General features: G+C 71.9%; 22 protein-coding genes. 7 read left to right on the plus strand and 15 right to left on the minus strand.

Features of this window, described 5'->3' with window-relative positions:
- Positions 1-46: 46 nt before the first annotated feature.
- The 3 genes from AMK16_RS38510 to AMK16_RS12685 form a co-directional block, all read right to left on the minus strand.
- On the minus strand, positions 47-361 hold the full coding sequence (locus tag AMK16_RS38510) for a hypothetical protein (protein ID WP_443333558.1): 315 nt from the start codon (positions 359-361) through the stop codon (positions 47-49).
- A gap of 147 nt (positions 362-508) precedes the next feature.
- Entirely contained in the window at positions 509-628 is a 120-nt protein-coding gene (locus AMK16_RS38085) for an SGM_5486 family transporter-associated protein (RefSeq protein WP_274535359.1), read from the minus strand.
- A 5-nt stretch (positions 629-633) separates the two neighbouring features.
- Positions 634-1,965, minus strand: a complete 1,332-nt coding sequence (locus tag AMK16_RS12685) for a CynX/NimT family MFS transporter (protein WP_073913799.1) — start codon at positions 1,963-1,965, stop codon at positions 634-636.
- Positions 1,966-2,022: 57 nt separating this feature from the next.
- Between AMK16_RS12685 and AMK16_RS12690 the strand changes: the two genes are divergently transcribed.
- Positions 2,023-2,730, plus strand: a complete 708-nt coding sequence (locus tag AMK16_RS12690; protein WP_073913802.1) for a FadR/GntR family transcriptional regulator — start codon at positions 2,023-2,025, stop codon at positions 2,728-2,730.
- Here the strand turns inward: AMK16_RS12690 and AMK16_RS12695 are convergent.
- The 3 genes from AMK16_RS12695 to fabG all read right to left on the minus strand — a co-directional run bounded on the left by AMK16_RS12695 (position 2,711) and on the right by fabG (position 4,849).
- A complete protein-coding gene (locus AMK16_RS12695; protein ID WP_073913806.1) occupies positions 2,711-3,142 on the minus strand; it encodes a hypothetical protein in 432 nt (143 codons plus the stop codon). The two genes, AMK16_RS12690 and AMK16_RS12695, sit on opposite strands and share 20 nt — an antisense overlap.
- A gap of 211 nt (positions 3,143-3,353) precedes the next feature.
- The gene (fabI, locus tag AMK16_RS12700; RefSeq protein WP_073913809.1) at positions 3,354-4,124 is read right to left on the minus strand and encodes an enoyl-ACP reductase FabI; all 771 of its coding nucleotides are present in this window, start codon (positions 4,122-4,124) and stop codon (positions 3,354-3,356) included.
- Positions 4,125-4,129: 5 nt separating this feature from the next.
- Entirely contained in the window at positions 4,130-4,849 is a 720-nt protein-coding gene (fabG, locus tag AMK16_RS12705) for a 3-oxoacyl-[acyl-carrier-protein] reductase (protein WP_073913812.1), read from the minus strand.
- Positions 4,850-4,994: 145 nt separating this feature from the next.
- Here fabG and AMK16_RS12710 point away from each other — a divergent pair, with 145 nt between their 5' ends.
- Genes AMK16_RS12710 through tyrS form a run of 3 tightly spaced genes read left to right on the plus strand, consistent with a single transcriptional unit; the run spans position 4,995 to position 9,275 of the window.
- Positions 4,995-6,557 (plus strand): TldD/PmbA family protein, encoded by a 1,563-nt coding sequence (locus AMK16_RS12710; RefSeq protein WP_443333559.1) that lies wholly within the window; start codon positions 4,995-4,997, stop codon positions 6,555-6,557.
- Positions 6,554-7,957: a metallopeptidase TldD-related protein gene (locus AMK16_RS12715; protein ID WP_073913815.1), complete on the plus strand. Its 1,404-nt coding sequence runs from the start codon at positions 6,554-6,556 to the stop codon at positions 7,955-7,957. Before AMK16_RS12710 ends, AMK16_RS12715 begins: the two co-directional genes overlap by 4 nt.
- Before the next feature lie 52 nt (positions 7,958-8,009).
- Positions 8,010-9,275 carry a tyrosine--tRNA ligase gene (gene tyrS / locus AMK16_RS12720; protein WP_073913818.1) on the plus strand — a complete coding sequence of 422 codons (1,266 nt, stop codon included), beginning with the start codon at positions 8,010-8,012 and terminating at the stop codon, positions 9,273-9,275.
- Between the two features lie 115 nt (positions 9,276-9,390).
- Here tyrS and AMK16_RS12725 read toward each other — a convergent pair whose 3' ends face one another.
- The gene (locus tag AMK16_RS12725; protein ID WP_073913821.1) at positions 9,391-9,666 is read right to left on the minus strand and encodes a GlsB/YeaQ/YmgE family stress response membrane protein; all 276 of its coding nucleotides are present in this window, start codon (positions 9,664-9,666) and stop codon (positions 9,391-9,393) included.
- 238 nt (positions 9,667-9,904) lie between these two features.
- Between AMK16_RS12725 and AMK16_RS12730 the strand changes: the two genes are divergently transcribed.
- Together AMK16_RS12730 and AMK16_RS12735 are read left to right on the plus strand one after the other, a co-directional pair.
- Positions 9,905-10,183, plus strand: coding sequence for a DUF3099 domain-containing protein (locus AMK16_RS12730; RefSeq protein ID WP_443333571.1), 279 nt, complete (start codon positions 9,905-9,907; stop codon positions 10,181-10,183).
- Between the two features lie 137 nt (positions 10,184-10,320).
- Positions 10,321-10,590: a hypothetical protein gene (locus tag AMK16_RS12735; RefSeq protein ID WP_073913824.1), complete on the plus strand. Its 270-nt coding sequence runs from the start codon at positions 10,321-10,323 to the stop codon at positions 10,588-10,590.
- Positions 10,591-10,649: 59 nt separating this feature from the next.
- Here AMK16_RS12735 and moaA read toward each other — a convergent pair whose 3' ends face one another.
- From moaA to AMK16_RS12750, 3 genes are all read right to left on the minus strand, one after another.
- Positions 10,650-11,639, minus strand: a complete 990-nt coding sequence (moaA, locus tag AMK16_RS12740) for a GTP 3',8-cyclase MoaA (RefSeq protein WP_073913827.1) — start codon at positions 11,637-11,639, stop codon at positions 10,650-10,652.
- Between the two features lie 178 nt (positions 11,640-11,817).
- Positions 11,818-13,446, minus strand: a complete 1,629-nt coding sequence (locus tag AMK16_RS12745) for a solute symporter family protein (RefSeq protein ID WP_073913830.1) — start codon at positions 13,444-13,446, stop codon at positions 11,818-11,820.
- Positions 13,443-13,808, minus strand: a complete 366-nt coding sequence (locus AMK16_RS12750; protein WP_073913833.1) for a DUF485 domain-containing protein — start codon at positions 13,806-13,808, stop codon at positions 13,443-13,445. The genes AMK16_RS12745 and AMK16_RS12750 overlap by 4 nt, the downstream gene beginning before the upstream one ends.
- 258 nt (positions 13,809-14,066) lie before the next feature.
- Here AMK16_RS12750 and AMK16_RS12755 point away from each other — a divergent pair, with 258 nt between their 5' ends.
- Entirely contained in the window at positions 14,067-15,611 is a 1,545-nt protein-coding gene (locus AMK16_RS12755) for a S8 family serine peptidase (protein ID WP_073913837.1), read from the plus strand.
- Between the two features lie 184 nt (positions 15,612-15,795).
- On the opposite strand, the gene AMK16_RS12760 is transcribed toward AMK16_RS12755, so the two are convergent.
- The 5 genes from AMK16_RS12760 to AMK16_RS12780 form a co-directional block, all read right to left on the minus strand.
- Entirely contained in the window at positions 15,796-16,839 is a 1,044-nt protein-coding gene (locus AMK16_RS12760) for a zinc-dependent alcohol dehydrogenase family protein (protein ID WP_073913840.1), read from the minus strand.
- Between the two features lie 32 nt (positions 16,840-16,871).
- Positions 16,872-17,567 carry a lysoplasmalogenase gene (locus AMK16_RS12765; RefSeq protein ID WP_073913844.1) on the minus strand — a complete coding sequence of 232 codons (696 nt, stop codon included), beginning with the start codon at positions 17,565-17,567 and terminating at the stop codon, positions 16,872-16,874.
- Positions 17,564-18,565 (minus strand): sterol desaturase family protein, encoded by a 1,002-nt coding sequence (locus AMK16_RS12770; RefSeq protein WP_073913848.1) that lies wholly within the window; start codon positions 18,563-18,565, stop codon positions 17,564-17,566. Before AMK16_RS12770 ends, AMK16_RS12765 begins: the two co-directional genes overlap by 4 nt.
- A gap of 131 nt (positions 18,566-18,696) precedes the next feature.
- Positions 18,697-19,923 carry an amidohydrolase family protein gene (locus AMK16_RS12775; protein WP_073913852.1) on the minus strand — a complete coding sequence of 409 codons (1,227 nt, stop codon included), beginning with the start codon at positions 19,921-19,923 and terminating at the stop codon, positions 18,697-18,699.
- Positions 19,920-21,212: an amidohydrolase family protein gene (locus tag AMK16_RS12780; protein ID WP_073913855.1), complete on the minus strand. Its 1,293-nt coding sequence runs from the start codon at positions 21,210-21,212 to the stop codon at positions 19,920-19,922. Before AMK16_RS12780 ends, AMK16_RS12775 begins: the two co-directional genes overlap by 4 nt.
- Positions 21,213-21,219: the final 7 nt, after the last annotated feature.

Raw genomic sequence — 21,219 nt, forward strand, 5'->3', positions numbered from 1 at the left:
GTTGGGGGGCCCGCACCCGCAGGTGGGACGCGCCGCGGGCGCGGGATCAGCTGACGGCGCGCAGGAGCTGCTGGGTGACGTGGACGAGCCCCGAGGGCTCCGCGGGGGCGGCCTGGGCCTGCCCGGATCCCGCCAGGAGGAGCAGGAGGAGGGCGAAGGCGAGCGCGGGCAGGGCCAGCGCCCACCAGTGCAGGCGGGCGTCGGCGCCGTGCCGGGCACCGCCGCCGGTCAGCCGGGTCCGGGCGTCATGCCCCGTACGGGTCTCGTGCCCGGTGGACGTCTCGTGCCGGGGCCCGGTCAGGTGCCGGACGGACGGCAGGGTGCCGGGCGGAAGGGTGCGGGGGTGCGTGGGGGCCGACATGGCCGCCTCCGGGGTGCTGACGGGACTGGCTGCTCGCTGTGTCGAACCTACGGATCCGACACGGAGGGTCCCATCCGGGGCGCACCCCATTTCACCCTGACCCTTCCCCCCTGGGGGTTGGTGGGGTTACCCCTACCAACCCTTACGTCACGGGGAGGCGATCGTGGCGATCACGGCGATGATCACGCTGACGGCAAGCATCGCGCCGAGCACGAGGCCGAGCTTCCTGTGGCCGTTCTGGGGGTTCGGTTCAAGTACGGGCGACATGCCGGTCAGTCTCGCATGCCGCATTCGTCCTCGATCGTGCGGTCCCTGCCGGCCAGGACGCCCAGGGCGATCTGCGGGACGAGCAGTGCGGCCATCAGGGCCAGCGGCAGGTCCCAGGCTCCCCCGGCTGCCGCCGGGAGGTGCCCCCGGCTGTGCTGGTAGAGCGTGCCGATGAGCAGGGGGCCCGGGATGGAGATGAGGTAGCCGGCGCTCTGGGCGAAGGCGGAGAGCCTGACCACGCCGACCTGGGACTTGGCGCGCAGCCCGATGAGGGTGATGACGAGGGGGAAGGCGCAGTTGGAGACGCCGAGCATGAGCGCCCAGGCCCAGGCGCCGGCGGCGGGAGCCAGGTAGAGCCCGAGATAGCCGGCGAAGCCGAAGAGGCCGAGCGTGGCGGCGATGGCTCCCTGGTTCTTCATCCGGCCGGCCAGGCCCGGGATGACGAAGGCGAGCGGGACGCCCATGACCATGGTGACGGCGAGCAGGACCCCGGCGGTGGAGGCGGAGACCCCGGCGTCACGGAAGATCTGCGGGAGCCAGCCCATGGTGATGTAGGCGCCGGTGGCCTGGAGGCCGAAGTAGCCGGCCAGGGCCCAGGCGGTGCGGCTGCGGAGGACGGCGGGCCCGGTGTCGGCCCGCCCGGCGCCCCCGCCGGCGGCCTGCGCGGTCTCGGCCCGTGCCGCGCGCCGGGAGGCGCGGGCTATGGGGAGCCAGGGCAGTACGGCGACCAGGGCGAGCCCGCCCCAGATCAGCAGGCCGGTGCGCCAGCTGCCCCCGAGGGCGCCGGTCAGCGGGACGGTCGCGGCGGCCGCGAGCGAGGTGCCGGCGGCCAGGGCCATGGAGTAGAGGCCGGTCATGGTGCCGACCCGGTCCGGGAACCAGCGCTTGACGATCACCGGGAGCAGGACGTTGGTCAGGGCTATGCCGGCCAGGGACAGGGCGCTGGCGGCGAGGAAACCGGCGGCGCTGTTCGCGAAGGGCCGGATGAGCAGGCCCGCGGCGACGGCGGCCATGCCGGCGCAGACGACGGCGGCCGGTCCGAAGCGGCGGGAGAGGCGGGGCGCGGTGACGCCGAAGACGGCGAAGCAGAGGGCGGGGACGGAGGTGATCAGTCCGGCGACGGTGCCGCTCATGCCGAGGCCCGTGCGGGTCTCCTCGAAGAGGGCGCCGAGGCTGGTGATGGCGGGTCGCAGGTTGAGGGCGGCCAGCACGATTCCGACGATGAGCACCGGACCGAGCCACGTGGGGGCGACGTGGGCGGGGGCGGGAAGGGGCCGGCCGGAAGCGGGGCGCACGACCTGCGGGCGGTTGAGGGTCTGGATTTCTTCGTCGGACATTGAACCATCATAGAATCATGGGATGATTGGCTGTCCAGTTGCTCTCGAGAGGAACCCATGCCGCTGACCTCGCCCCGGCGCTCCGCCCTCGTCGATCAGGTGATCGCCCAGCTGCGGAACCAGATCACCTCCGGCGAGTGGCCCGTCGGATCCCGCGTCCCCACCGAGCCCGAGCTGGTGGAGCTGCTCGGCGTCGCCCGCAACACGGTGCGCGAGGCCGTCCGGGCGCTGGCGCACAACGGGCTCCTCGACATCCGGCAGGGGTCGGGCACGTACGTGATCGCCACCAGTGAGCTGGCCGGGGTGATGCACCGCCGGTTCGCCGGCGCCGATCCCAGGCACATCGCCGAGTTGCGGTCGATGCTGGAGTCCTCGGCGGCCCGCCTGGCGGCGGAGCGGCGGACCGGGCGGGACCTCGTACAGCTCGAGGCGCTGCTGGCGCGGCGCGAGGAGGCCTGGGCCGGCGGGGACGCGGAGCGTTTCGTCGCGGCGGACGTGAGCCTGCACATGGCGGTGGTGACGGCGTCGCACAACGAGGTGCTGATCGAGCTGTACGCGGACCTCGGCGATCTGGTGGCGGACTGGCTGCGGGCGGACGTCGGCACCGAGCTGCTGCCCTCGGCCCACCTCGACCACGCGCGGCTGATCGAGGCGATCCGCCGGGGGGACGCGGATGCGGCCGCCTCGGAGGCGGCCGGCTATCCCTTCGCCTGCCTCGGCAAGGACTCCGGCGCCGGGGCTGCGGTCACCGGCGCTGGTGGCTGACCCAGGCCGAGCGGACTTCCTTCCAGCAGCGGGCGACGAGGTCGACACTGCCCGCCGGGTCCACGGCCACGGCGGCGCCGTCCCCGTCCACGTCCCACCAGCGGTCGCACTCGACGTGCAGCCGCACCAGGTCGGTCTCCGGGTAGCCGTTGTGGCAGTACGCCGTCACCTGCGAGCCGGAGATCTCGGTGTCGCAGTCGGCGCCGAATAGGTCACGCGGGGCGGGCCGGGCGGGCTGTACGGGTGGCTCGGCGGCGATCTCCGCGAGGTCCACGACGGCCGGCGCGGCCGCTTCGGGCCCCGGCTCCGGCTCGCTGCCGGAAGTCTGCGCGACCGCGCCCGGGCCCAGGAGCCCGGTGAGGATCAGCGAGGTGAACAGCAGAGATACCGCTCGGCTCGGCCTGGCACGCACTCCCGTACCTCCTCCCCGCAGGAGCCGGGCAGATCCCGGCTCGGTCAGTTTGCAGGCATCTGTCGTGGTTTTCGACTCGGGAAGATCCGGTCGGAGGGCGAACATCCGATCGAGGTGGGCACCGAGGACCGGCCGGGACACGCGAAAACGGCGGCGGCCGCCCCTCCCGGAAAGGAAGGCGCGGCCGCCGCCGTACGGAGGCAGGAGCCCGTCAGGCGCCCATGGCGTGCAGGCCGCCGTCCACGTGGACGATCTCGCCCGTGGTCTTCGGGAACCAGTCCGAGAGCAGGGCCACGACGCCCCGGCCCGCGGGCTCCGGGTCGTTCATGTCCCACTCCAGCATGGAGCGCGAGTTCCAGACGTCCGCCAGCTCCGAGAAGCCGGGGATGGACTTCGCGGCCATGGAGCCGATCGGACCGGCCGAGACCAGGTTGCAGCGGATGTTCTCCTTGCCCAGGTCACGGGCCAGGTAACGGCTGGTGGCCTCCAGGGCGGCCTTGGCCGGGCCCATCCAGTCGTACTGCGGCCAGGCGAACTGCGCGTCGAAGGTGAGGCCGACCACGGCCGCGCCCTCCTGCGGGAACAGCGGCTTGCAGGCCATGGTCAGCGACTTCAGGGAGAACGCCGAGACGTGCATGGCGGTGGCGACCGACTCGAACGGCGTGTTCAGGAAGTTGCCGCCGAGGGCGTCCTGCGGGGCGAAGCCGATGGAGTGCACGACCCCGTCGAGGCCGCCGAGCTCGTCACGGACCAGCTGCTCCAGGCGGCCCAGGTGCTCGTCGTTCGTGACGTCGAGCTCGATCACCTTGACCGGCTTGGGCAGCTTGCGCGCGATGCGCTCGGTCAGCGTCGGGCGCGGGAACGCCGTGAGGATGACCTCGGCGCCCTGCTCCTGGGCCAGCCTGGCGGTGTGGAAAGCGATGGAGGACTCCATCAGCACCCCGGTGATGAGGATGCGCTTGCCCTCGAGAATTCCGCTCATGGTGATCAGTGACCCATGCCCAATCCGCCGTCAACGGGAATGACGGCTCCGGTGATGTACGCGGCGTCGTCGGACGCCAGGAAGCTCACGGCTGCCGCGATCTCCTCGGGACGCGCGTAGCGGCCGAGGGGCACCTGGCCCACGATGCCCGCGCGCTGCTCGTCGGTGAGCACCTTCGTCATGTCCGTGTCCACGAAACCGGGGGCGACCACGTTGAAGGTGATGTTGCGGGAGCCCAGCTCGCGGGCGAGCGAACGGGCGAAGCCGACCAGCGCGGCCTTGGAGGCGGCGTAGTTGGCCTGTCCCGCCGAGCCCAGCAGTCCGACGACCGAGGAGATCAGGACGACGCGGCCCTTCTTGGCACGCAGCATGCCACGGTTCGCCCGCTTGACGACCCGGAAGGTGCCGGTGAGGTTGGTGTCGACGACCGAGCTGAAATCCTCCTCGGACATCCGCATCAGCAGCGTGTCCTTGGTGATGCCCGCGTTGGCCACGAGCACCTCGACCGCGCCGTGCGCGTCCTCGATCTGCTTGTAGGCCTGCTCCACCTGCTCGGAGTCGGTGATGTCGCACCGGACCGCCAGGACGCCGGCCGAGGTGAGCGCCTCGGGCGGCTCCCCCGACCGGTATGTGATCGCGACCTTGTCTCCGGCCTCCGCGAAGGCACGGGCGATGGCGAGGCCGATGCCCCGGTTTCCTCCGGTGACGAGAACCGAGCGGCTCAACGGATCACCCTTTCGCTAGCGGTCTGAATACCGAAAACCTATAGGCCACTGCGCTCGGACGGAGAATCGACCTCCGACAGGGCCTCGGGACGGGCTCTGTCGAGTCCCTACAGAAAGATGTAGGCACGAGGCCCCGGGGCGCGACATGATCGGGGCGACCGGCCCCGACCCCGGGAGGACTTCCGTGCCCCATTCCATCGACGCGGCCTTCACCGCGCTTCCCCTGCGCGCGCTCGCCGACGCGGCTCTGGCCCGGGCGCGCGCCCTGGGCGCCGACCATGCCGACTTCCGGCTGGAGCGGATCCGCAGCGCCTCCTGGCGGCTGCGCGACGCCAAGCCCTCCGGCGGGTCCGACACTACCGACCTCGGGTACGCGGTCCGTGTGGTGCACGGGGGCAGCTGGGGGTTCGCCTCCGGTGTGGACCTGACCATGGACGCCGCCGCCAGGGTGGCCTCGCAGGCGGTGGCCATGGCGAAGCTGTCGGCCCAGGTGATCAGGGCGGCCGGTTCGGACGAGCGGGTCGAGCTCGCCGCGGAGCCGGTGCACGCGGACCGCACCTGGATCTCCGCCTACGACGTGGACCCCTTCGAGGTGCCGGACGCCGAGAAGGCGGCGCTGCTCGCCGACTGGAGTTCCTCCCTGCTGGCGGCCGACGGGGTCGCGCACGTCGACGCCTCGCTGCTCGCCGTGCACGAGAACAAGTTCTACGCCGACACGGCCGGCACCTCGACCACCCAGCAGCGGGTCCGCATCCACCCGCAGCTCACGGCGGTCGCCGTGGACGCCTCCACGGGCGAGTTCGACTCGATGCGCACCATCGCCCCGCCCGCCGGGCGCGGATGGGAGTACCTGACCGGCACGGGCTGGGACTGGCAGGCGGAGCTGGAGCAGATCCCGGGACTGCTCGCCGAGAAGATGCGGGCGCCGAGCGTGGCGGCCGGGCGCTACGACCTGGTGGTGGACCCCTCCAACCTGTGGCTCACCATCCACGAGTCCATCGGCCACGCCACCGAGCTCGACCGTGCGCTGGGCTACGAGGCGGCGTACGCGGGGACCTCCTTCGCCACCTTCGACCAGCTGGGCACGTTGAAGTACGGCTCCCCGATCATGAACGTGACGGGTGACCGCACCGCCGAGCACGGGCTGGCCACGGTCGGCTTCGACGACGAGGGCGTCGAGGCGCAGAGCTGGGACCTGGTCAAGGACGGCACCCTGGTCGGCTACCAGCTCGACCGGCGGATCGCGCGGCTGACCGGTCTCGGACGCTCCAACGGCTGCGCCTACGCCGACTCCCCGGCGCACGTGCCCGTCCAGCGCATGGCGAACGTCTCGCTCCGGCCGGATCCCGGCGGGCTGTCCACCGAGGACCTCATCGGCGGGGTGGAGCGCGGGATCTACGTGGTCGGCGACCGCTCCTGGTCGATCGACATGCAGCGCTACAACTTCCAGTTCACCGGGCAGCGGTTCTTCCGCATCGAGAACGGGCGCCTCGCCGGGCAGCTGCGCGACGTCGCCTACCAGGCCACGACCACCGACTTCTGGGGCTCGATGGAGAAGGTCGGCGGCCCGCAGACCTACGTCCTGGGCGGCGCCTTCAACTGCGGAAAGGCCCAGCCCGGCCAGGTCGCGGCGGTCTCGCACGGCTGCCCGTCCGCGCTGTTCCGCGACGTCAACATCCTGAACACCACGCAGGAGGCCGGCCGATGAGCACGCTTTCGAACGGACGCAGCAAGCCGCACGAGGTCGTCGAGCGGGCGCTGGAGCTGTCCACCGCGGACGGCTGTGTCGTCATCGCCGACGAGGAGTCGAGCGCCAACCTGCGCTGGGCGGGCAACGCGCTCACCACCAACGGCGTCACCCGCGGCCGGACGCTCACGGTCATCGCCACGGTCGACGGCAGGGAGGGCACGGCCTCGGGGGTCGTCTCGCGCTCCGCCGTCACCGCGGCGGACCTGGAGCCGCTGGTGCGGGCGGCCGAGGCGGCCGCGCGCGGAGCGGGCCCGGCGGAGGACGCCCGGCCGCTGGTGACGGGGACCGCGGCCTCGCCGGACTTCACGGACGCCCCGGCGGAGACCTCCCCGGCGGTCTTCGGGGACTTCGCACCGGCCCTCGGCGAGGCCTTCGCCCGGGCCCGGGCGGGCGGCCGGGAGCTGTACGGCTTCGCCCAGCACGAGCTGGTCTCCACCTACGTGGGCACCTCGACGGGCCTGCGGCTGCGCCACGACCAGCCGAAGGGCACGCTGGAGCTCAACGCCAAGTCTCCGGACCGGCAGCGCTCGGCCTGGGCCGGCCGCGCCACCCGGGACTTCAAGGACGTGGACCCGACCGTGCTGGACGCGGAGCTGGCCGTACGGCTGGGCTGGGCGGAGCGCCGGATCGAGCTGCCCGCCGGGCGGTACGAGACCCTGCTGCCGCCGACCGCGGTGGCGGACCTGCTGATCTACCAGATGTGGTCGGCGAGCGCCCGGGACGCGGTGGAGGGCCGTACGGTCTTCTCCAAGCCGGGGGGCGGCACCCGGGTCGGCGAGCGGCTGTCCGCGCTCCCGCTGACCCTGCGCAGCGACCCGGACGCGCCGGGCCTGGAGTCCGCCCCGTTCGTGATCGCGCACAGCTCCGGGGACGACGCGTCCGTCTTCGACAACGGCCTGCCGGTCCCCGCGACCGAATGGATCAAGGACGGTGAGCTGGCGCGGCTGACGACGACCCGGCACAGCGCCGCGCTGACCGGACTGCCGCTCTCCCCCGCCTTCGGCAACCTGCTCCTGGAGGGGGGCGGCGACAAGTCGCTGGAGGAGATGGTGGCGGGCACCGAGAGGGGCCTGCTGCTGACCTGCCTGTGGTACATCCGCGAGGTCGATCCGGCCACCCTGCTGCTCACGGGCCTGACCCGGGACGGCGTGTACCTGGTGGAGGGCGGCCAGGTCGTCGGCGAGGTCAACAACTTCCGGTTCAACGAGTCCCCCGTGGACCTGCTGTCGCGGGCCTCGGAGGCGGGCCGGACCGAGAAGACCCTGCCGCGCGAGTGGGGCGACTGGTTCACCCGGGCCGCGATGCCGGCGCTGCGCATCCCGGACTTCAACATGAGCTCGGTCAGCAAGGGGGTCTGACCCACCTAGACTGAGCCCTGCATTCATCCGTACCAAAGGAGTCGAGAGAACCGTGACGGACATCGTCGACGAACTGAAGTGGCGCGGGCTCTTCGCCCAGTCCACCGACGAAGAAGCGCTGCGCAAGGCGTTCGCGGACGGTCCTGTCACGTTCTATTGCGGCTACGACCCGACCGCGGCCTCGCTGCACGTCGGGCACCTGGTGCAGGTGCTCACCATGCGCCGGCTCCAGCTGGCCGGGAACCGGCCGCTCGCGCTGGTCGGCGGGGCCACCGGGCAGATCGGCGACCCGCGCCCGACCGCCGAGCGGACCCTGAACGACCCGGCGGTCATCGCGGAGTGGGTGAGCCGGCTGCGCTCCCAGATCGAGCCGTTCCTCACCTTCGAGGGCGAGAACGCGGCGGTCCTGGTGAACAACCTGGACTGGACGGCGGGCATGTCCGCCATCGAGTTCCTGCGGGACATCGGCAAGCACTTCCGCGTCAACAAGATGCTGACGAAGGACTCCGTTGCCAAGCGGCTGGAGTCCGACCAGGGCATCAGCTACACCGAGTTCAGCTACCAGCTGCTCCAGGGCATGGACTTCCTGGAGCTCTACCGGCGCCACGGCTGCGTGCTCCAGCAGGGCGGCTCCGACCAGTGGGGCAACCTGACCGCCGGCCTCGACCTGATCCACCGGGTCGAGCCGGACGCGGTCGTGCACGCGATGGCGACGCCGCTGATGGTCAAGGCGGACGGCACCAAGTTCGGCAAGACCGAGGGCGGGGCCGTCTGGCTGGACCCGGAGATGACCACGCCGTACGCGTTCTACCAGTTCTGGCTGAACGTGGACGACCGGGACATCTCCACCTACATGCGGATCCTGTCCTTCCAGAGCCGTGAGGAGCTGGAGGCGCTGGAGGCGCAGACCGCCGAACGGCCGCAGGCGCGCGCCGCGCAGCGGGCGCTGGCGCAGGAGCTGACGACCCTGGTGCACGGCGCCGACCAGTGCGCCGCCGTGATGGCCGCGTCGAAGGCGCTCTTCGGCCAGGGCGAGCTGGCGGACCTGGACGGGGCCACGCTGGCCGCGGCCCTGTCCGAACTGCCGCACGCGCGGGTGGCCGAGCTCGGCCCGGTCGTGGACCTGCTGGCGGAGACCGGCCTGGTCGCCAGCAAGTCGGCCGCCCGGCGGACCGTCAAGGAGGGCGGGGCCTACGTGAACAACGTGAAGGTCACCGCCGAGGACGCGGTCCCGGCCGCGGAGGACCTGCTGCACGGCCGCTGGCTGGTGCTGCGCCGGGGCAAGAAGAACCTGGCGGCGGTCGAGGTCACCGGCTGACCCGCCACGCATCGACGCGGGGGCCGGTGCGGACGAACGCGTCCGCACCGGCCCCTTCGCCATGCCGCGCGGCCTCCGGCCGGCGCCCCGGCCGGGGGCGCCCCCGCCGGGCCCGTCAGACCGTTCGCCTGTTGCCCCGCACGGCCATGTAGGCCATGTCGCCGAGTCCGACGAGCACGACCGCTCCGGCGAGCTGCAGCAGGTGCCGGATCCAGTCGATGCCCTTGGTGTCGTTGACACCGATCCAGGTCGCGACGGCATTGCCGAGGACACCGCCGATGATGCCGAAGATCACGGTCAGCCACAGGGGCTGGTGCTGCTTGCCCGGGAGGATCACCCGGGCGATCAGACCCAGCACCAGACCGACGATGATCGCCCACAACCAATGCATGTCGCCTCCTCACGGCGCGCTGTGCGCATGTCCGGCCAGTGTCGGACGGGTGGGGGAAGGGCGCATGCCGGACGGGCCCGTTCGGGGGCACCCGCTCTGCCCGCCGCCTTCGGGGCGGCGTACCGTGGAGGGAGTCCGGACCGGGAGCGTCCGGCGGTCGATCGGGTGGTGGAGCGTGGAGCGGACGAAGCGGCAGAAGCCGAACGGGGCCGAGGTCTTCCGGATCACCGGTGCGCGGATGGGGCTCGCCGAGGACGTGCGAGGGCGCCAGCGGCGCTATGTGGTCTCGATGGCCGTCAGGACCTTGTCGGTCATCGCGACGGTTCTCCTGTGGAACGTACAGCGCCCCGTGGCCGTCGTGACGCTGGTCGCGGGCGCCCTGCTGCCGTACGTCGCCGTGGTCATCGCCAACGCCGGGCGCGAGTCGGCGCCCTCGCTGCCCTCGCACTTCATTCCGGCTCCGGTGCGGCCTGCGCTGGACGCGGGAAACCTCAGGAAAAGCTCAGATCAATCGTGAAGTTCCGGTGCACCGCACCGGGTCCTGCGTGACATACTGCCTACGCGCTCCGCATCCCCCGTCGGAGCGACGGACCGACGCCGGGCAGCTCCCCCCGTGGCTGCTCGGCGTCGCCTTTCCGTTCTAGGGTTGAGCCCGTGAATGCCACTGATCTCCCCGGTTCCGCCGGGTCCCCCGGCTCCCCTGACGAGGCCCCCACCTGTTCCGCCAAGGGCTGCCGCGACGCCGCCGTCTGGGTCCTGGCGTGGAACAACCCGAAGCTGCACGCGCCGGAGCGGCGCAAGACGTGGCTGGCGTGCGAGGAGCACCGCGAACACCTCTCCCACTTCCTCGGGGTCCGCGGTTTCCTGAAGGACGTCGTGGCGTTCGGCGAGTGGGTCCGGCCCGAGGGCTCGGAACGCATCTGAGCGGTCTGCCGCCGCTCGGCGACCGGTCAGCCACTGGTCGGCCACTGGTCGGCCGCCGGTCAACCGCCGATCGCCGACATGGGTCGGTCGGGCTGGAGGAAGGACGGGTCGTCGAGACCGGACCCGGCCTTCTTGCCCCACATCGCCACCTTCCAGAGCCGGGCGATCTCCTCGTCCGGGGCGCCCGAGCGCAGGGCGGACCGCAGGTCCGACTCCTCGGTGGCGAACAGGCAGGTACGGATCTGGCCGTCGGCCGTGAGCCGGGTGCGGTCGCAGGCTCCGCAGAACGGCCGGGTGACGGAGGCGATGACGCCGACCGTGGCCGGGCCGCCGTCGACCACCCAGCGCTCGGCGGGAGCGGAGCCGCGCTCGTCGGCCCCTTCCTCGGTGAGCGTGAAGCGGGTGCGCAGCGAGGCGAGGATGTCGCCGGCGGTGATCATGTCGTCGCGCTTCCAGCCGTGCTGGGCGTCCAGCGGCATCTGCTCGATGAAGCGGAGCTCGTAGGCGTTCTCCACGGCCCAGGCGAGCAGGTCGGGGGCCTCGTCGTCGTTCAGGCCCGGCATCAGGACCGTATTGACCTTGACGGGGGTCAGGCCTGCGTCGCGGGCCGCTGCCATGCCCTCGATGACGTCCTTGTGGCGGTCGCGGCGGGTAAGGGTCTTGAACACCTCGGGTCGCAGCGTGTCCAGAGAAACGTTTACCCGGTCCAGGCCGGCGGCCTTCAGGGCCTGCGCCGTACGCTTGAGGCCGATGCCGTTGGTGGTCAGGGACATCCGGGGGCGGGGCTCCAGGGCCGCGCACCGCTCGACGATCCCGACCAGGCCCGGGCGCAGCAGCGGCTCGCCGCCGGTGAAGCGGACCTCGGTGACGCCGAGCGCGGTGACGGCGATGCGGATCAGCCGGACGATCTCGTCGTCGCTGAGCAGGTCGGACTTGCCGAGCCATTGCAGGCCCTCTTCGGGCATGCAGTAAGTACACCGTAGGTTGCACCGGTCGGTGAGCGAGACGCGCAGGTCAGTGGCCACGCGGCCGTAAGTGTCGAGAAGCACGGTGGGCCCCCTCCCTGTCCGGTTTCCGTAGAGGTTCGCGCAGCTGTGGACGAGCCGCATGCGCTGTGTTCGAGCCTACGCGACGGCCGAGGCTCGTAGGGGCGCCCGAACGAACGAGACGCGACATGGCCACGTCGTAGGGACGTACGACGTGGCCACGCACGGTGTTCGGACGATCTCAGTGCGCCCCTGTTCCGGTGAGGGAGCGGACCTCCAGTTCGGCGAACTTGGCGGCATCGGCCTTGTCTTTGGAGAGGACGGTTCCCAGCCAGCCGAGGAGGAAGCCGAGCGGGATGGAGATGATGCCCGGGTTCTCCAGCGGGAACCAGTAGAAGTCGGCGTCCTTGAACATCGAGGTGGGTTTGCCGGAGACGACCGGGGAGAACAGCACCAGGCCGACCGCCGAGACCAGGCCGCCGTAGATGGACCAGAGAGCGCCCCGGGTGGTGAAGCGCTTCCAGAAGAGGCTGTAGAGGATGGTCGGGAGGTTGGCGGAGGCGGCGACCGCGAAGGCGAGGGCGACCAGTCCGGCGACGTTCAGGTCGCGGGCGAGGGCGCCCAGGCCGATGGCGACGGCGCCGATGACCACGGTCGACCAGCGGGCGGCGCGCACTTCCTCCTTCTCCGTGGCGTTCCCCTTGCGGATCACGTTGACGTAGAGGTCGTGCGCGAAGGAGGACGAGGAGGCCAGGGTAAGGCCGGCGACCACCGCGAGGATGGTGGCGAAGGCGACCGCGGAGATCACGGCGAGCAGGACGGCGCCGCCGGTGGATCCGGCGCCGCCGCCGATCTCCTGGGCGAGCAGCGGGGCCGCGGTGTTGCCGGCCTTGTTGGAGGCCAGGATGTCGGCGCGCTTGAGCAGTGCGGCGGCGCCGAAGCCCAGGGCGATGGTCATCAGGTAGAAGGCGCCGATGATGCCGATGGCCCAGTTCACGGACTTGCGGGCGGCCTTGGCGGTGGGGACGGTGTAGAAGCGGATCAGGATGTGCGGCAGTCCGGCTGTGCCGAGGACGAGGGCGATGCCGAGGGAGAGGAAGTCCAGCTTCGTGGTGGCGTCCTTGCCGTACTTCATCCCCGGTTCCAGGAACTTGGCGCCCTGTCCGCTGTTCTCGGCGGCCTGGCCCAGCAGGTCGGAGATGTTGAAGTGGAACTTCAGCAGCACCAGGAAGGTGATGAGCAGGGTGCCCGCGATCAGCAGGACGGCCTTGATCATCTGGACCCAGGTGGTGCCCTTCATGCCGCCGATGGTCACGTAGAGGATCATCAGCAGGCCGACCAGTGCGACGACGGCGACCTTGCCGCCGTCGCTGGTGATGCCCAGGAGCAGGGAGACGAGGACGCCCGCGCCGGCCATCTGGGCGAGCAGGTAGAAGATCGAGACGACGATGGTGGAGGTACCGGCTGCGGTGCGGACCGGCCGCTGGCGCATCCGGTACGCGAGGACGTCGCCCATCGTGTAGCGCCCGGAGTTGCGCAGCGGCTCGGCGACGAGCAGCAGGGCTACGAGCCAGGCCACGAGGAAGCCGATGGAGTAGAGGAAGCCGTCGTAGCCGAAGAGGGCGATGGCTCCGGCGATGCCGAGGAAGGACGCGGCGGACATGTAGTCGCCGGAGATCGCCAGGCCGTTCTGGAAGCCGCTGAACTGGCGGCCGCCGGCGTAGAAGTCGGCGGCGTCCTTGGTCTGGCGGCCCGCCCGGATCGTGATGATCAGGGTGGCGACGACGAACAGTCCGAACAGCGTGATGATCAGCGGGCGGTGCTCGGTGGCGCCGGCCGCAACGGTCGTCAGGTGCAGGGCGGCGCTCATTCCCCGGCCTCCATCCGTGCCTTGATGGCCGCGGCCATGGGGTCGAGCCTGCGCGCGGCGTGCCGCGAGTACAGCCAGGCGATCAGGAAGGTGGTCGCGAACTGGGCGAGCCCGAAGACGAGGGCGACGTTGATGTTGCCGAAGAGCCTGGTCCCCATGAAGCCGCCCGCGTAGTTGGACAGCAGGACGTAGAGCAGGTACCAGGCGATGAACGCCACGGTGAGGGGGAAGGCGAAGGACCGGTAGGAACGGCGCAGTTCGGTGAATTCGGGGCTCTGCTGGACCCGACCGAACTCTTCGGCGGTGGGGCCTGCCGGGGGCTTCGCCTCGCCGGCCTGCGGCGGCACTGCTTCGGTGGTCACGGGGGGTTCTCCTTGTGACGCGGGTGCGGTGGGGACGACGGACAAAACGACCTCCGTGTCGGGGGACGTTGACGCTGATACCCCCTTGTCAACGGCACGGCCCGCGTGTCGGGACGGTTCAACCCCCATTGATTTAGCGGGAACTGATTTCTCGAACTGATGGCGCAGAGGGGAACGTCAAGGCTAGGTTCGCGTGTCATGAACCCGTCCGACGTGACCGCGACCGGACGGCTTTTCCAAGGATGATCTGGAGAACCCATGGCTCATCTGGGATCCGGCCGCCGGCGTGCATACGCCGTTCCGGTCGGCCTGGCGCTCACCGCCTCGCTCGCCTTCCTGCCCTCGGTGGCGGCTTCGGCCGCTCCCCTCGGCAACACGGCGGACACGGCGGCGGCCTCGAAGGCCGACCCCACGGGCCCCGAACTGTCGTACGTGGCGAACCTGACCGCCTACGGCACGGTGAAGCAGGCGAAGAAGGCCATCGAGCGCGCGGGTGGAACGGTGGTGACGGCCCACGAGCAGATCGGGGTCGTCGTCGCTCACTCCCGCAACCCCGAGTTCGCCAAGCAGCTGCGGACGCAGCGCGCCCTCTTCGTGTCCGTGGGCGCCTCGCGTACGGCCCCGCTGTCGCCGGTGCAGACGAAGGAAGAGGGCACGACGCAGACGCTGAGCGCGGCGGACGCCGCCAAGGCCGCGGCGCAGGCCGCACCCGGTGAGGAGCCGCTGGAGCCCAACCAGTGGGACCTGCGGGCGATCAGGGCCGACCAGGCCCACAAGATCAACGACGGCAGCCGTGACGTCACCGTGGGCGTCATCGACACGGGCGTGGACGACACCCACCCCGATCTGGCGCCGAACTTCTCCGCGGACCAGTCCGCCAACTGCGTCGGCGGTGTCGCCGACACCTCCGCGGGCGCCTGGCGGCCCTACGCGGACGGCAGCGACCACGGCACGCACGTGGCCGGCACCATCGCGGCCGCGCGCAACGGGATAGGCGTCGCCGGTGTCGCACCCGGCGTCAAGGTCGCCGCGATCAAGGTGAGCGAGCCCGCGACCAGCCTCTTCTACACCGAGGCCGTCGTCTGCGGCTTCATGTTCGCCGCCGAGAAGGGGATCGAGGTGACCAACAACAGCTACTACGTCGACCCCTGGAACTACACCTGCAAGAACGACGACGACCAGAAGGCGCTGGTGGAGGCCCTCACCCGGGCGACGAAGTACGCCGAGCGCAAGGGCGTGCTCAGCGTGGCCTCGGCCGGCAACTCCGACCACGACCTGGCGGCCGCCTCCATCGAGGACACCACCAGCCCGAACGACAGCACTGCGGTGACGCGCACCATCGACCCCAAGGTCTGCCTGGACATGCCCACCCAGCTGCCGGGTGTCGTCACGGTGAGCGCGACCGGCGACAAGGGCTTCAAGTCGTACTACTCCAGCTACGGCCTGGGCGTCGTGGACGTCGCGGCCCCCGGCGGCGACAAGTACCAGGTCCCGGGCACCCCGGACGCCAACGGCCGCGTGCTGTCCACCCTGCCGGGCGGCGGCTACGGCTACAAGCAAGGCACCTCGATGGCCGGTCCGCACGTCGCCGGTGTCGCGGCCCTGCTCAAGAGCGCGCACCCCTACGCCACGCCGTCGCAGCTCCAGGCGATGCTGAAGGCCCAGGCGACGAAGGCGGCCTGCCCGGAGAAGATCTACGACGCGGCCGGCACGCTGGTCGACGCCGCCACCTGCAACAGCAAGTGGGGCCAGACCGGTTACTACGGATACGGCGTGGTCGACGCGCTGAAGGCCGTCCGGTAGCACGGACGGCTCGGGTGCCTCCACCGGCGCCGGGGGCGGGGACGGGGGCGGGACCGGTGGCTCCGTGAGCACCGGCCGCCCCCGGAGCCTCCGGCGCCGGCCCGCACGCGGAAGGGGCCCGCACGCGGAAGGGGCCGGCGGGATCTCCCGCCGGCCCCTTCCGGCGTTGCCGGCGCGCTCGGGGTCAGGGCTTGATCAGCACCTTGAGCGCACTGCGGTCGTCCATTGCGCGGTAGCCGTCGGGGACCTCGTCCAGGCTGACGGCGCGGTCGAAGACGGGCGCCGGGTCGATGGCGCCGCTGAGCACGTCCGCCAGCAGCTCCGGGATGTAGGCGCGGACCGGGGCCACGCCGCCGCGCAGGGTCAGGTTGCGGTCGAACATCACGCCGAGGTCGAGCCCCGTGCCGCTGCCGTGGGGGACACCGACGTAGCCGATGGACCCGCCGTCGCGGGTGATGCCGACGGCGGTGCGCATGGACTGCTCGGTGCCGACGGCCTCGATGACGGCGTGGGCGCCCTGGCCGCCGGTGAGTTCGCGCACGGCCGCCTCGGCGGCTTCCCCGCGCTCGGCCACGACGTCGGTGGCGCCGAAGAGCCGGGCGATGTCCGTGCGGACGGTGTGGCGGCCCAGGGCGATGATCCGCTCGGCGCCCAGGCGCCTGGCGGCGAGGACGCCGCACAGGCCGACGGCGCCGTCACCGACGACGGCCACGGTGGAGCCCTTGCGCACGCCCGCGCCCAGCGCCGCGTGGTGGCCGGTGCCCATGACGTCCGACAGGGCGAGGAGCCCGGTCAGCAGGTGGTCGTCGGAGACGGCCTCGGCGGGCAGTTTCACCAGGGTGCCGTCGGCGTGCGGCACGCGCACGGCCTCGCCCTGGCCGCCGTCGTGGCCGACCGAGCCCCAGAAACCGCCGTCGGCGCAGGAGGTGAACAGGCCCTCCGTGCAGTAGTCGCAGGTCCCGTCCGACCACATGAAGGGCGCGACGACCAGGTCGCCGGCGCGCAGGCCGCCGACGGCGGAGCCGGTCTCCTCGACGACGCCGAGGAACTCGTGGCCGATGCGCTGGCCGGGCCGGCGGGCGGCCTCGCCGCGGTAGGCCCACAGGTCGCTGCCGCAGATGCAGGCGCGCAGGACGCGGACGACGGCGTCCTCGGGGCGCTGGATCGCAGCGTCGGGCACCTCCTCCACGCGTATGTCGTGCGGGGCGTGGATGACGGTGGCACGCATGGTGGTGCAGCCCTCCCGATCAGGGGGTTGGTTCAGTCTTGTATGACCCGCCTACGGTACGCCTGCGCCGGCGCCAGTGCGCCCATGGCCAGGAGGTACTGGGCCGCGAGGTAGGTGGCCATGATCCAGAAGTCGGGGCGGGGCAGCTGGGGCCACTGGGCGACCCCGGTCGCGATGAGCGTGTCGGAGAGCAGGAACAGCGCCCCGCCGGCCCCGGCCGCGCGGCCGAGGGCGCTGGAGCGGTAGGCCATGGCGGTGAGCAGCAGGCTGTAGCCGGCGACGGGGACGCGCAGGCCGGCCGGGAGGTCGGGCCACAGGAGGGCGACGGTACCGAGCAGGGCGAGGGCGTAGGCGCCGCCCAGGAGCGGGTTCGTGCCGCGGCGGCCGAAGAGCACGAGGTAGCAGACGTGGCCGGCGGCGAAGGAGCCCATGCCGATCAGGAAGGCGGGCTCGGCGTCGAAGAGCAGGGCGACGTCCCCGCCCCAGCCGAAGAGCAGGGCGGCGACGAGCAGTCGGGGGGGCCGGAGGGTGAGGACGAAGGCCACCAGCAGCGGCATCAGCAGCGGCTTGGCGAGGAGGTGCCCGAGGTGCCAGCCGGCGAGCAGCGAGACCAGGTCGGCGGCGGCGGCCGCGCCGAAGGCGGCGAGCAGCACGCGGGATGCGGGGCCGGATCCGGCGGCGACGGGGCGGACGGCCCAGGAGGGCGTGCGGGACTCGGTCGCGCTCACGCGGCGTGCTCCGGGGTCGTGGTGTGCGCGCCGGGGGTCTGCGCGGACGGGGCGGGGGCGGCGGCCGGGGCGGAGGCGTCGGGGGTCTGCGCGGCCGGCAGCGCGGAGGCGGGCGTCGCGGAGGCGTCGGACGACGCTGCGGAGGCGGGCGGCGCTGCGGCCGCGGGCGGCGACGGCTGCCATCCCGGGCCGCGGAAGACCCGGCCGGCACGCTCGCGCCAGCTGGAGGCGGCGCGGACGTCGCGGGCGATGGCGGCGTACTCGTGGGTGGCCACGCGCAGCGGGTTGTGGGTGTCGATGTTCTTGGTGAGCCCGTAGACGGGCCGCTCCGTCTCCCCGACCCAGGAGCCGAACATCCGGTCCCAGACGATCAGGATCCCGCCGAAGTTGCGGTCCAGGTAACCGCCTTGGGAGGCGTGGTGGACGCGGTGGTGTGAGGGGGTGTTGAAGACGTACTCGTAGGCGCGGGGCAGCTTGCCGATGCGCTCGGTGTGGACCCAGAACTGGTAGAGGAGGTTGATCCCGTAACAGAAGGGGATCGCCGCGGGGTGCACGCCGAGGGCCACCATCGGCAGGTAGAACCACCAGGTCGTGGCGCTGGTCCAGGGCTGGCGCAGGGCGGTCGTCAGATTGAACCGCCGGCTGCTGTGGTGGACCACGTGGCAGGCCCACAGGATGCGGATGACGTGGTGGCCGCGGTGCTGCCAGTAGTAGAGGAAGTCCTGGGCGAGGAGCATCAGCAGGGCGGTCCACCACAGGAACGGCACGCGCAGCGGGGTGAGTTCGTAGACGGCCGTGAACACCGCGACGACCGGGATCTTCCACAGCAGGTCGAACCCGATGCTGCCGATCCCCATGGTGACGCTCGTGACCGCGTCCTTGGTGTCGTACCCGGTGGCGCCCTCGTCGGGATGCAGCCGGTAGCTCACCACCTCGATGACGGTGAGCAGCACGAAGGCCGGTATGGACCACAGCACGACATCGGGCAGGTTCGGCATGACCGCACCATAGAGGCGCTCCCGGGGGTGCCGCTAGGGGTTGTTACCGATCGGTATCCGTCCGCGTTACCGTCGGTACAGGCCCGGCCTCCGGGGCGCCCGCGGTCCGCGCGGTCCGAGGCGCCCCCGTGCTACCAGACGCGGACCGAGCCCCCCGGCGCGAAGGCCGGGCTCGTGGCCCGTGGGGGGATCTCGGTCAGGGGTTGTGCGATCTCCGAGACCAGGGGGCCGCACTTCGCGGCCAGCGCGTCCAGCGGGCCGAGGTCGAACCCGTAGACGCGGGCCGCGTTGCCGCCGGCCATCGCGGCGACCTCCTCGCGCGGGAGGCCCGCGTAGGCGATGCGCAGGCCCTCGCGGGAGAAGGGCGTGGTGCCTTCGTCGTGGGGGTAGTCGCTGCCCCACATGATCTTGTCGAGGCCGATCCGCTCCCGCAGCGGGACCTCGTGGGGGCGCATGAAGCTCGCTCCCACGAAGCAGTGCTCGCGCCAGACCTCGCTCGGACCCCTGCCCATGGAGGCCGCGAGGCCCGCGCCGAACTTCGACTCCGCCGTGGCCGACGCCGCCACCAGCCGGCCGTGGTAGTAGTCCAGCATGTCCAGCACGCCCGGGATCCACCCGGAGCCCTGTTCCGTGAGGACCAGCCTGAGGCCCGGATGGCGGTCGAAGGCGCCGCCGAAGACGAGGTGCCACAGGGCGCGGTGGGAGAACCAGGTGGTCTCCACCATGAAGACGGCCCGGGCCGCCGGCTCGTCGCCGAGCGGCGGGGAGGCGGAGCCGCCGTGGTGGTTGACCGGGACGTCCAGTTCCGCGCAGACCGCCCACAAGGGGTCGTAGGCGCCGGAGTAGAGCTCGGGGACGCCCGATCCGGGTGGGGCGCCCGGGAGCAGGATGCCGCCGGTCAGGCCCGCCTCCTTGGTCCGGCGGATCTCCGCGACCGCCCGGTCCGTGTCGTTCAGCAGGATCTGCGCCACGCCCGCCCGCCGGCCGGGGGCCTGCCCGCAAAAGTCCGCCAGCCAGCGGTTGTGGGCCCGCAGGCCGGCCCAGCGGAGCTCGAACTCCGCGGCCGTCGGGGCGGGGGCCATCAGCGAGGCGCTCGGGAAGAACGGCGGGATGGTGTTGGGGAAAAGGACCTCCGCCACGATGCCGTCCGCCTCCAGCTCGGACAGCCGCCGGCCGGAGTTCCAGTTGCGGTCCGCCGTGTCGGCGAGGAGGTCCTCGTAGGGGTTCACGTAGGCGGCGGCCCAGGCGTCGAACTCCTCGTGGTGGCGCTTTTCCAGGTACGGCTTGTAGTCGAGGAGGTCGGCGCCGGCGTGGCAGTCCGCCGAGATGACGGTGTAGCGGTCCGCGCCGGACGTCACGGGTTCACCCCCAGGACCGGGAAGTCGCGGCCCCTCAGCCAGTGCCGGCCTGCCTCGCGGGAGCGGGACCAGGAGGCCGCCACCGCCGTCTGGTCCGGGGACTGGCCCAGCTCGGCGGGGGTGGGGCCGATCCGGCGGGCGAGGGGGGCGAGCCGGTCGGTGTCGAAGCCGAAGACCTCGGCGGCGGCCAGGCCGAGCATCCGGCGGCTCTCGGCGACCGGGATGTCGTGGAAGGTGTCGCTCAGCCAGCTCCGCGTGTGCGGCCAGGTGCCCTCCGGGTGCGGGAAGTCCGACCCCCACAGGATGTTGTCCACGCCGATCTCGTAACGCTGGGCGAGTTCGCGCCGCTTGGTGTTCGTCGCGCAGATGAAGACCTGCCGGTCCAGGTACTCGCTGGGCGGGCGGCGCAGCTCCTGGAACGGGGAGAGCTTCTTGCCGCCGTGGGCGCCGAGGTAGAGGCGGTCCATGAACCACAGCTGGTTGGGCAGCCACCAGCAGCCGGACTCGGCGATGCCGAACGTCAGGCCGGGGTGGCGTTCGAAGACGCCGGACCAGAGCAGGAACCACAGCGGGCGGGACGGCCACCAGGTGACCTCCGAGACGAAGATGCCCAGGTGGTCGCCGTATTCGTGGCGCGGCGAGGATCCGGAGTGGGTGACGACCGGCATCCGCGTCTCGGCGGCGGCTGCCCAGACGGGGTCGTAGCGGCGGTCGTGGTAGGGGGCCTTGTCCACCCACATGGCGGGGATCATCAGCGCGCCCAGCCCGGATGCCTTGGCCCGGTGGATCTCCGCGACGACCTTCGCCGGCTCGCCCGTGATGGGCAGCAGGGCCACGCCGCAGTGGCGTTCCGGCTGACCGGACACGAATTCGGCGAGCCAGCGGTTGTGGGCCTGCGCGCCGGCCATGCCCAGCTCGGGGTCCTGGTCGCCGGAGAGGCCCAGGCCCACGCCGAAGGGGGCCGCGGTCCGGCTGTCGACGGCGTCCGCGTCGGGGAAGACGACCTCGGCGGCCACGCCGTCGCCGTCGAGTTCCTTCAGGCGCTGCCCGGGGTCCCAGCCGCCCCTGAGACCTTCTTCGTGGTCGTGGAACCACTTCGCGGCGAAGGCCTCGTTGCGCACGCCGAGACGGGTGGCCTCGGCGCGGCGGGCGTCGCGCTCGCCGAGGAACTCGTCGAACCGCGCGTGGAAGCGGGAGTCGAGGTAGGGGCGGTACTGCTCGGTCGGCAGGCCCGCGTGGCAGTCGGAGGAGATGATCAGGTACGGGTCTTCGTACGTGTCGTCAGGCACGGCGGGC

It is taken from the genome of Streptomyces sp. CB00455 (assembly GCF_001905445.1).
Lineage (GTDB): Bacteria > Actinomycetota > Actinomycetes > Streptomycetales > Streptomycetaceae > Streptomyces.

Bases quoted from the DNA above. Each gene is read 5' to 3' on its own strand.
- AMK16_RS12745 (WP_073913830.1), bottom strand. From the start codon at position 13,446: ATGAGCGCCGCCCTGCACCTGACGACCGTTGCGGCCGGCGCCACCGAG.
- fabI (WP_073913809.1), bottom strand. From the start codon at position 4,124: ATGAGCGGAATTCTCGAGGGCAAGCGCATCCTCATCACCGGGGTGCTG.
- AMK16_RS12755 (WP_073913837.1), top strand. From the start codon at position 14,067: ATGGCTCATCTGGGATCCGGCCGCCGGCGTGCATACGCCGTTCCGGTC.
- AMK16_RS38085 (WP_274535359.1), bottom strand. From the start codon at position 628: ATGTCGCCCGTACTTGAACCGAACCCCCAGAACGGCCACAGGAAGCTC.
- AMK16_RS12730 (WP_443333571.1), top strand. From the start codon at position 9,905: ATGGGGCTCGCCGAGGACGTGCGAGGGCGCCAGCGGCGCTATGTGGTC.
- AMK16_RS12715 (WP_073913815.1), top strand. From the start codon at position 6,554: ATGAGCACGCTTTCGAACGGACGCAGCAAGCCGCACGAGGTCGTCGAG.
- AMK16_RS12685 (WP_073913799.1), bottom strand. From the start codon at position 1,965: ATGTCCGACGAAGAAATCCAGACCCTCAACCGCCCGCAGGTCGTGCGC.
- AMK16_RS12690 (WP_073913802.1), top strand. From the start codon at position 2,023: ATGCCGCTGACCTCGCCCCGGCGCTCCGCCCTCGTCGATCAGGTGATC.
- AMK16_RS12710 (WP_443333559.1), top strand. From the start codon at position 4,995: ATGATCGGGGCGACCGGCCCCGACCCCGGGAGGACTTCCGTGCCCCAT.
- AMK16_RS12770 (WP_073913848.1), bottom strand. From the start codon at position 18,565: ATGCCGAACCTGCCCGATGTCGTGCTGTGGTCCATACCGGCCTTCGTG.
- AMK16_RS12725 (WP_073913821.1), bottom strand. From the start codon at position 9,666: ATGCATTGGTTGTGGGCGATCATCGTCGGTCTGGTGCTGGGTCTGATC.
- AMK16_RS38510 (WP_443333558.1), bottom strand. From the start codon at position 361: ATGTCGGCCCCCACGCACCCCCGCACCCTTCCGCCCGGCACCCTGCCG.
- AMK16_RS12760 (WP_073913840.1), bottom strand. From the start codon at position 16,839: ATGCGTGCCACCGTCATCCACGCCCCGCACGACATACGCGTGGAGGAG.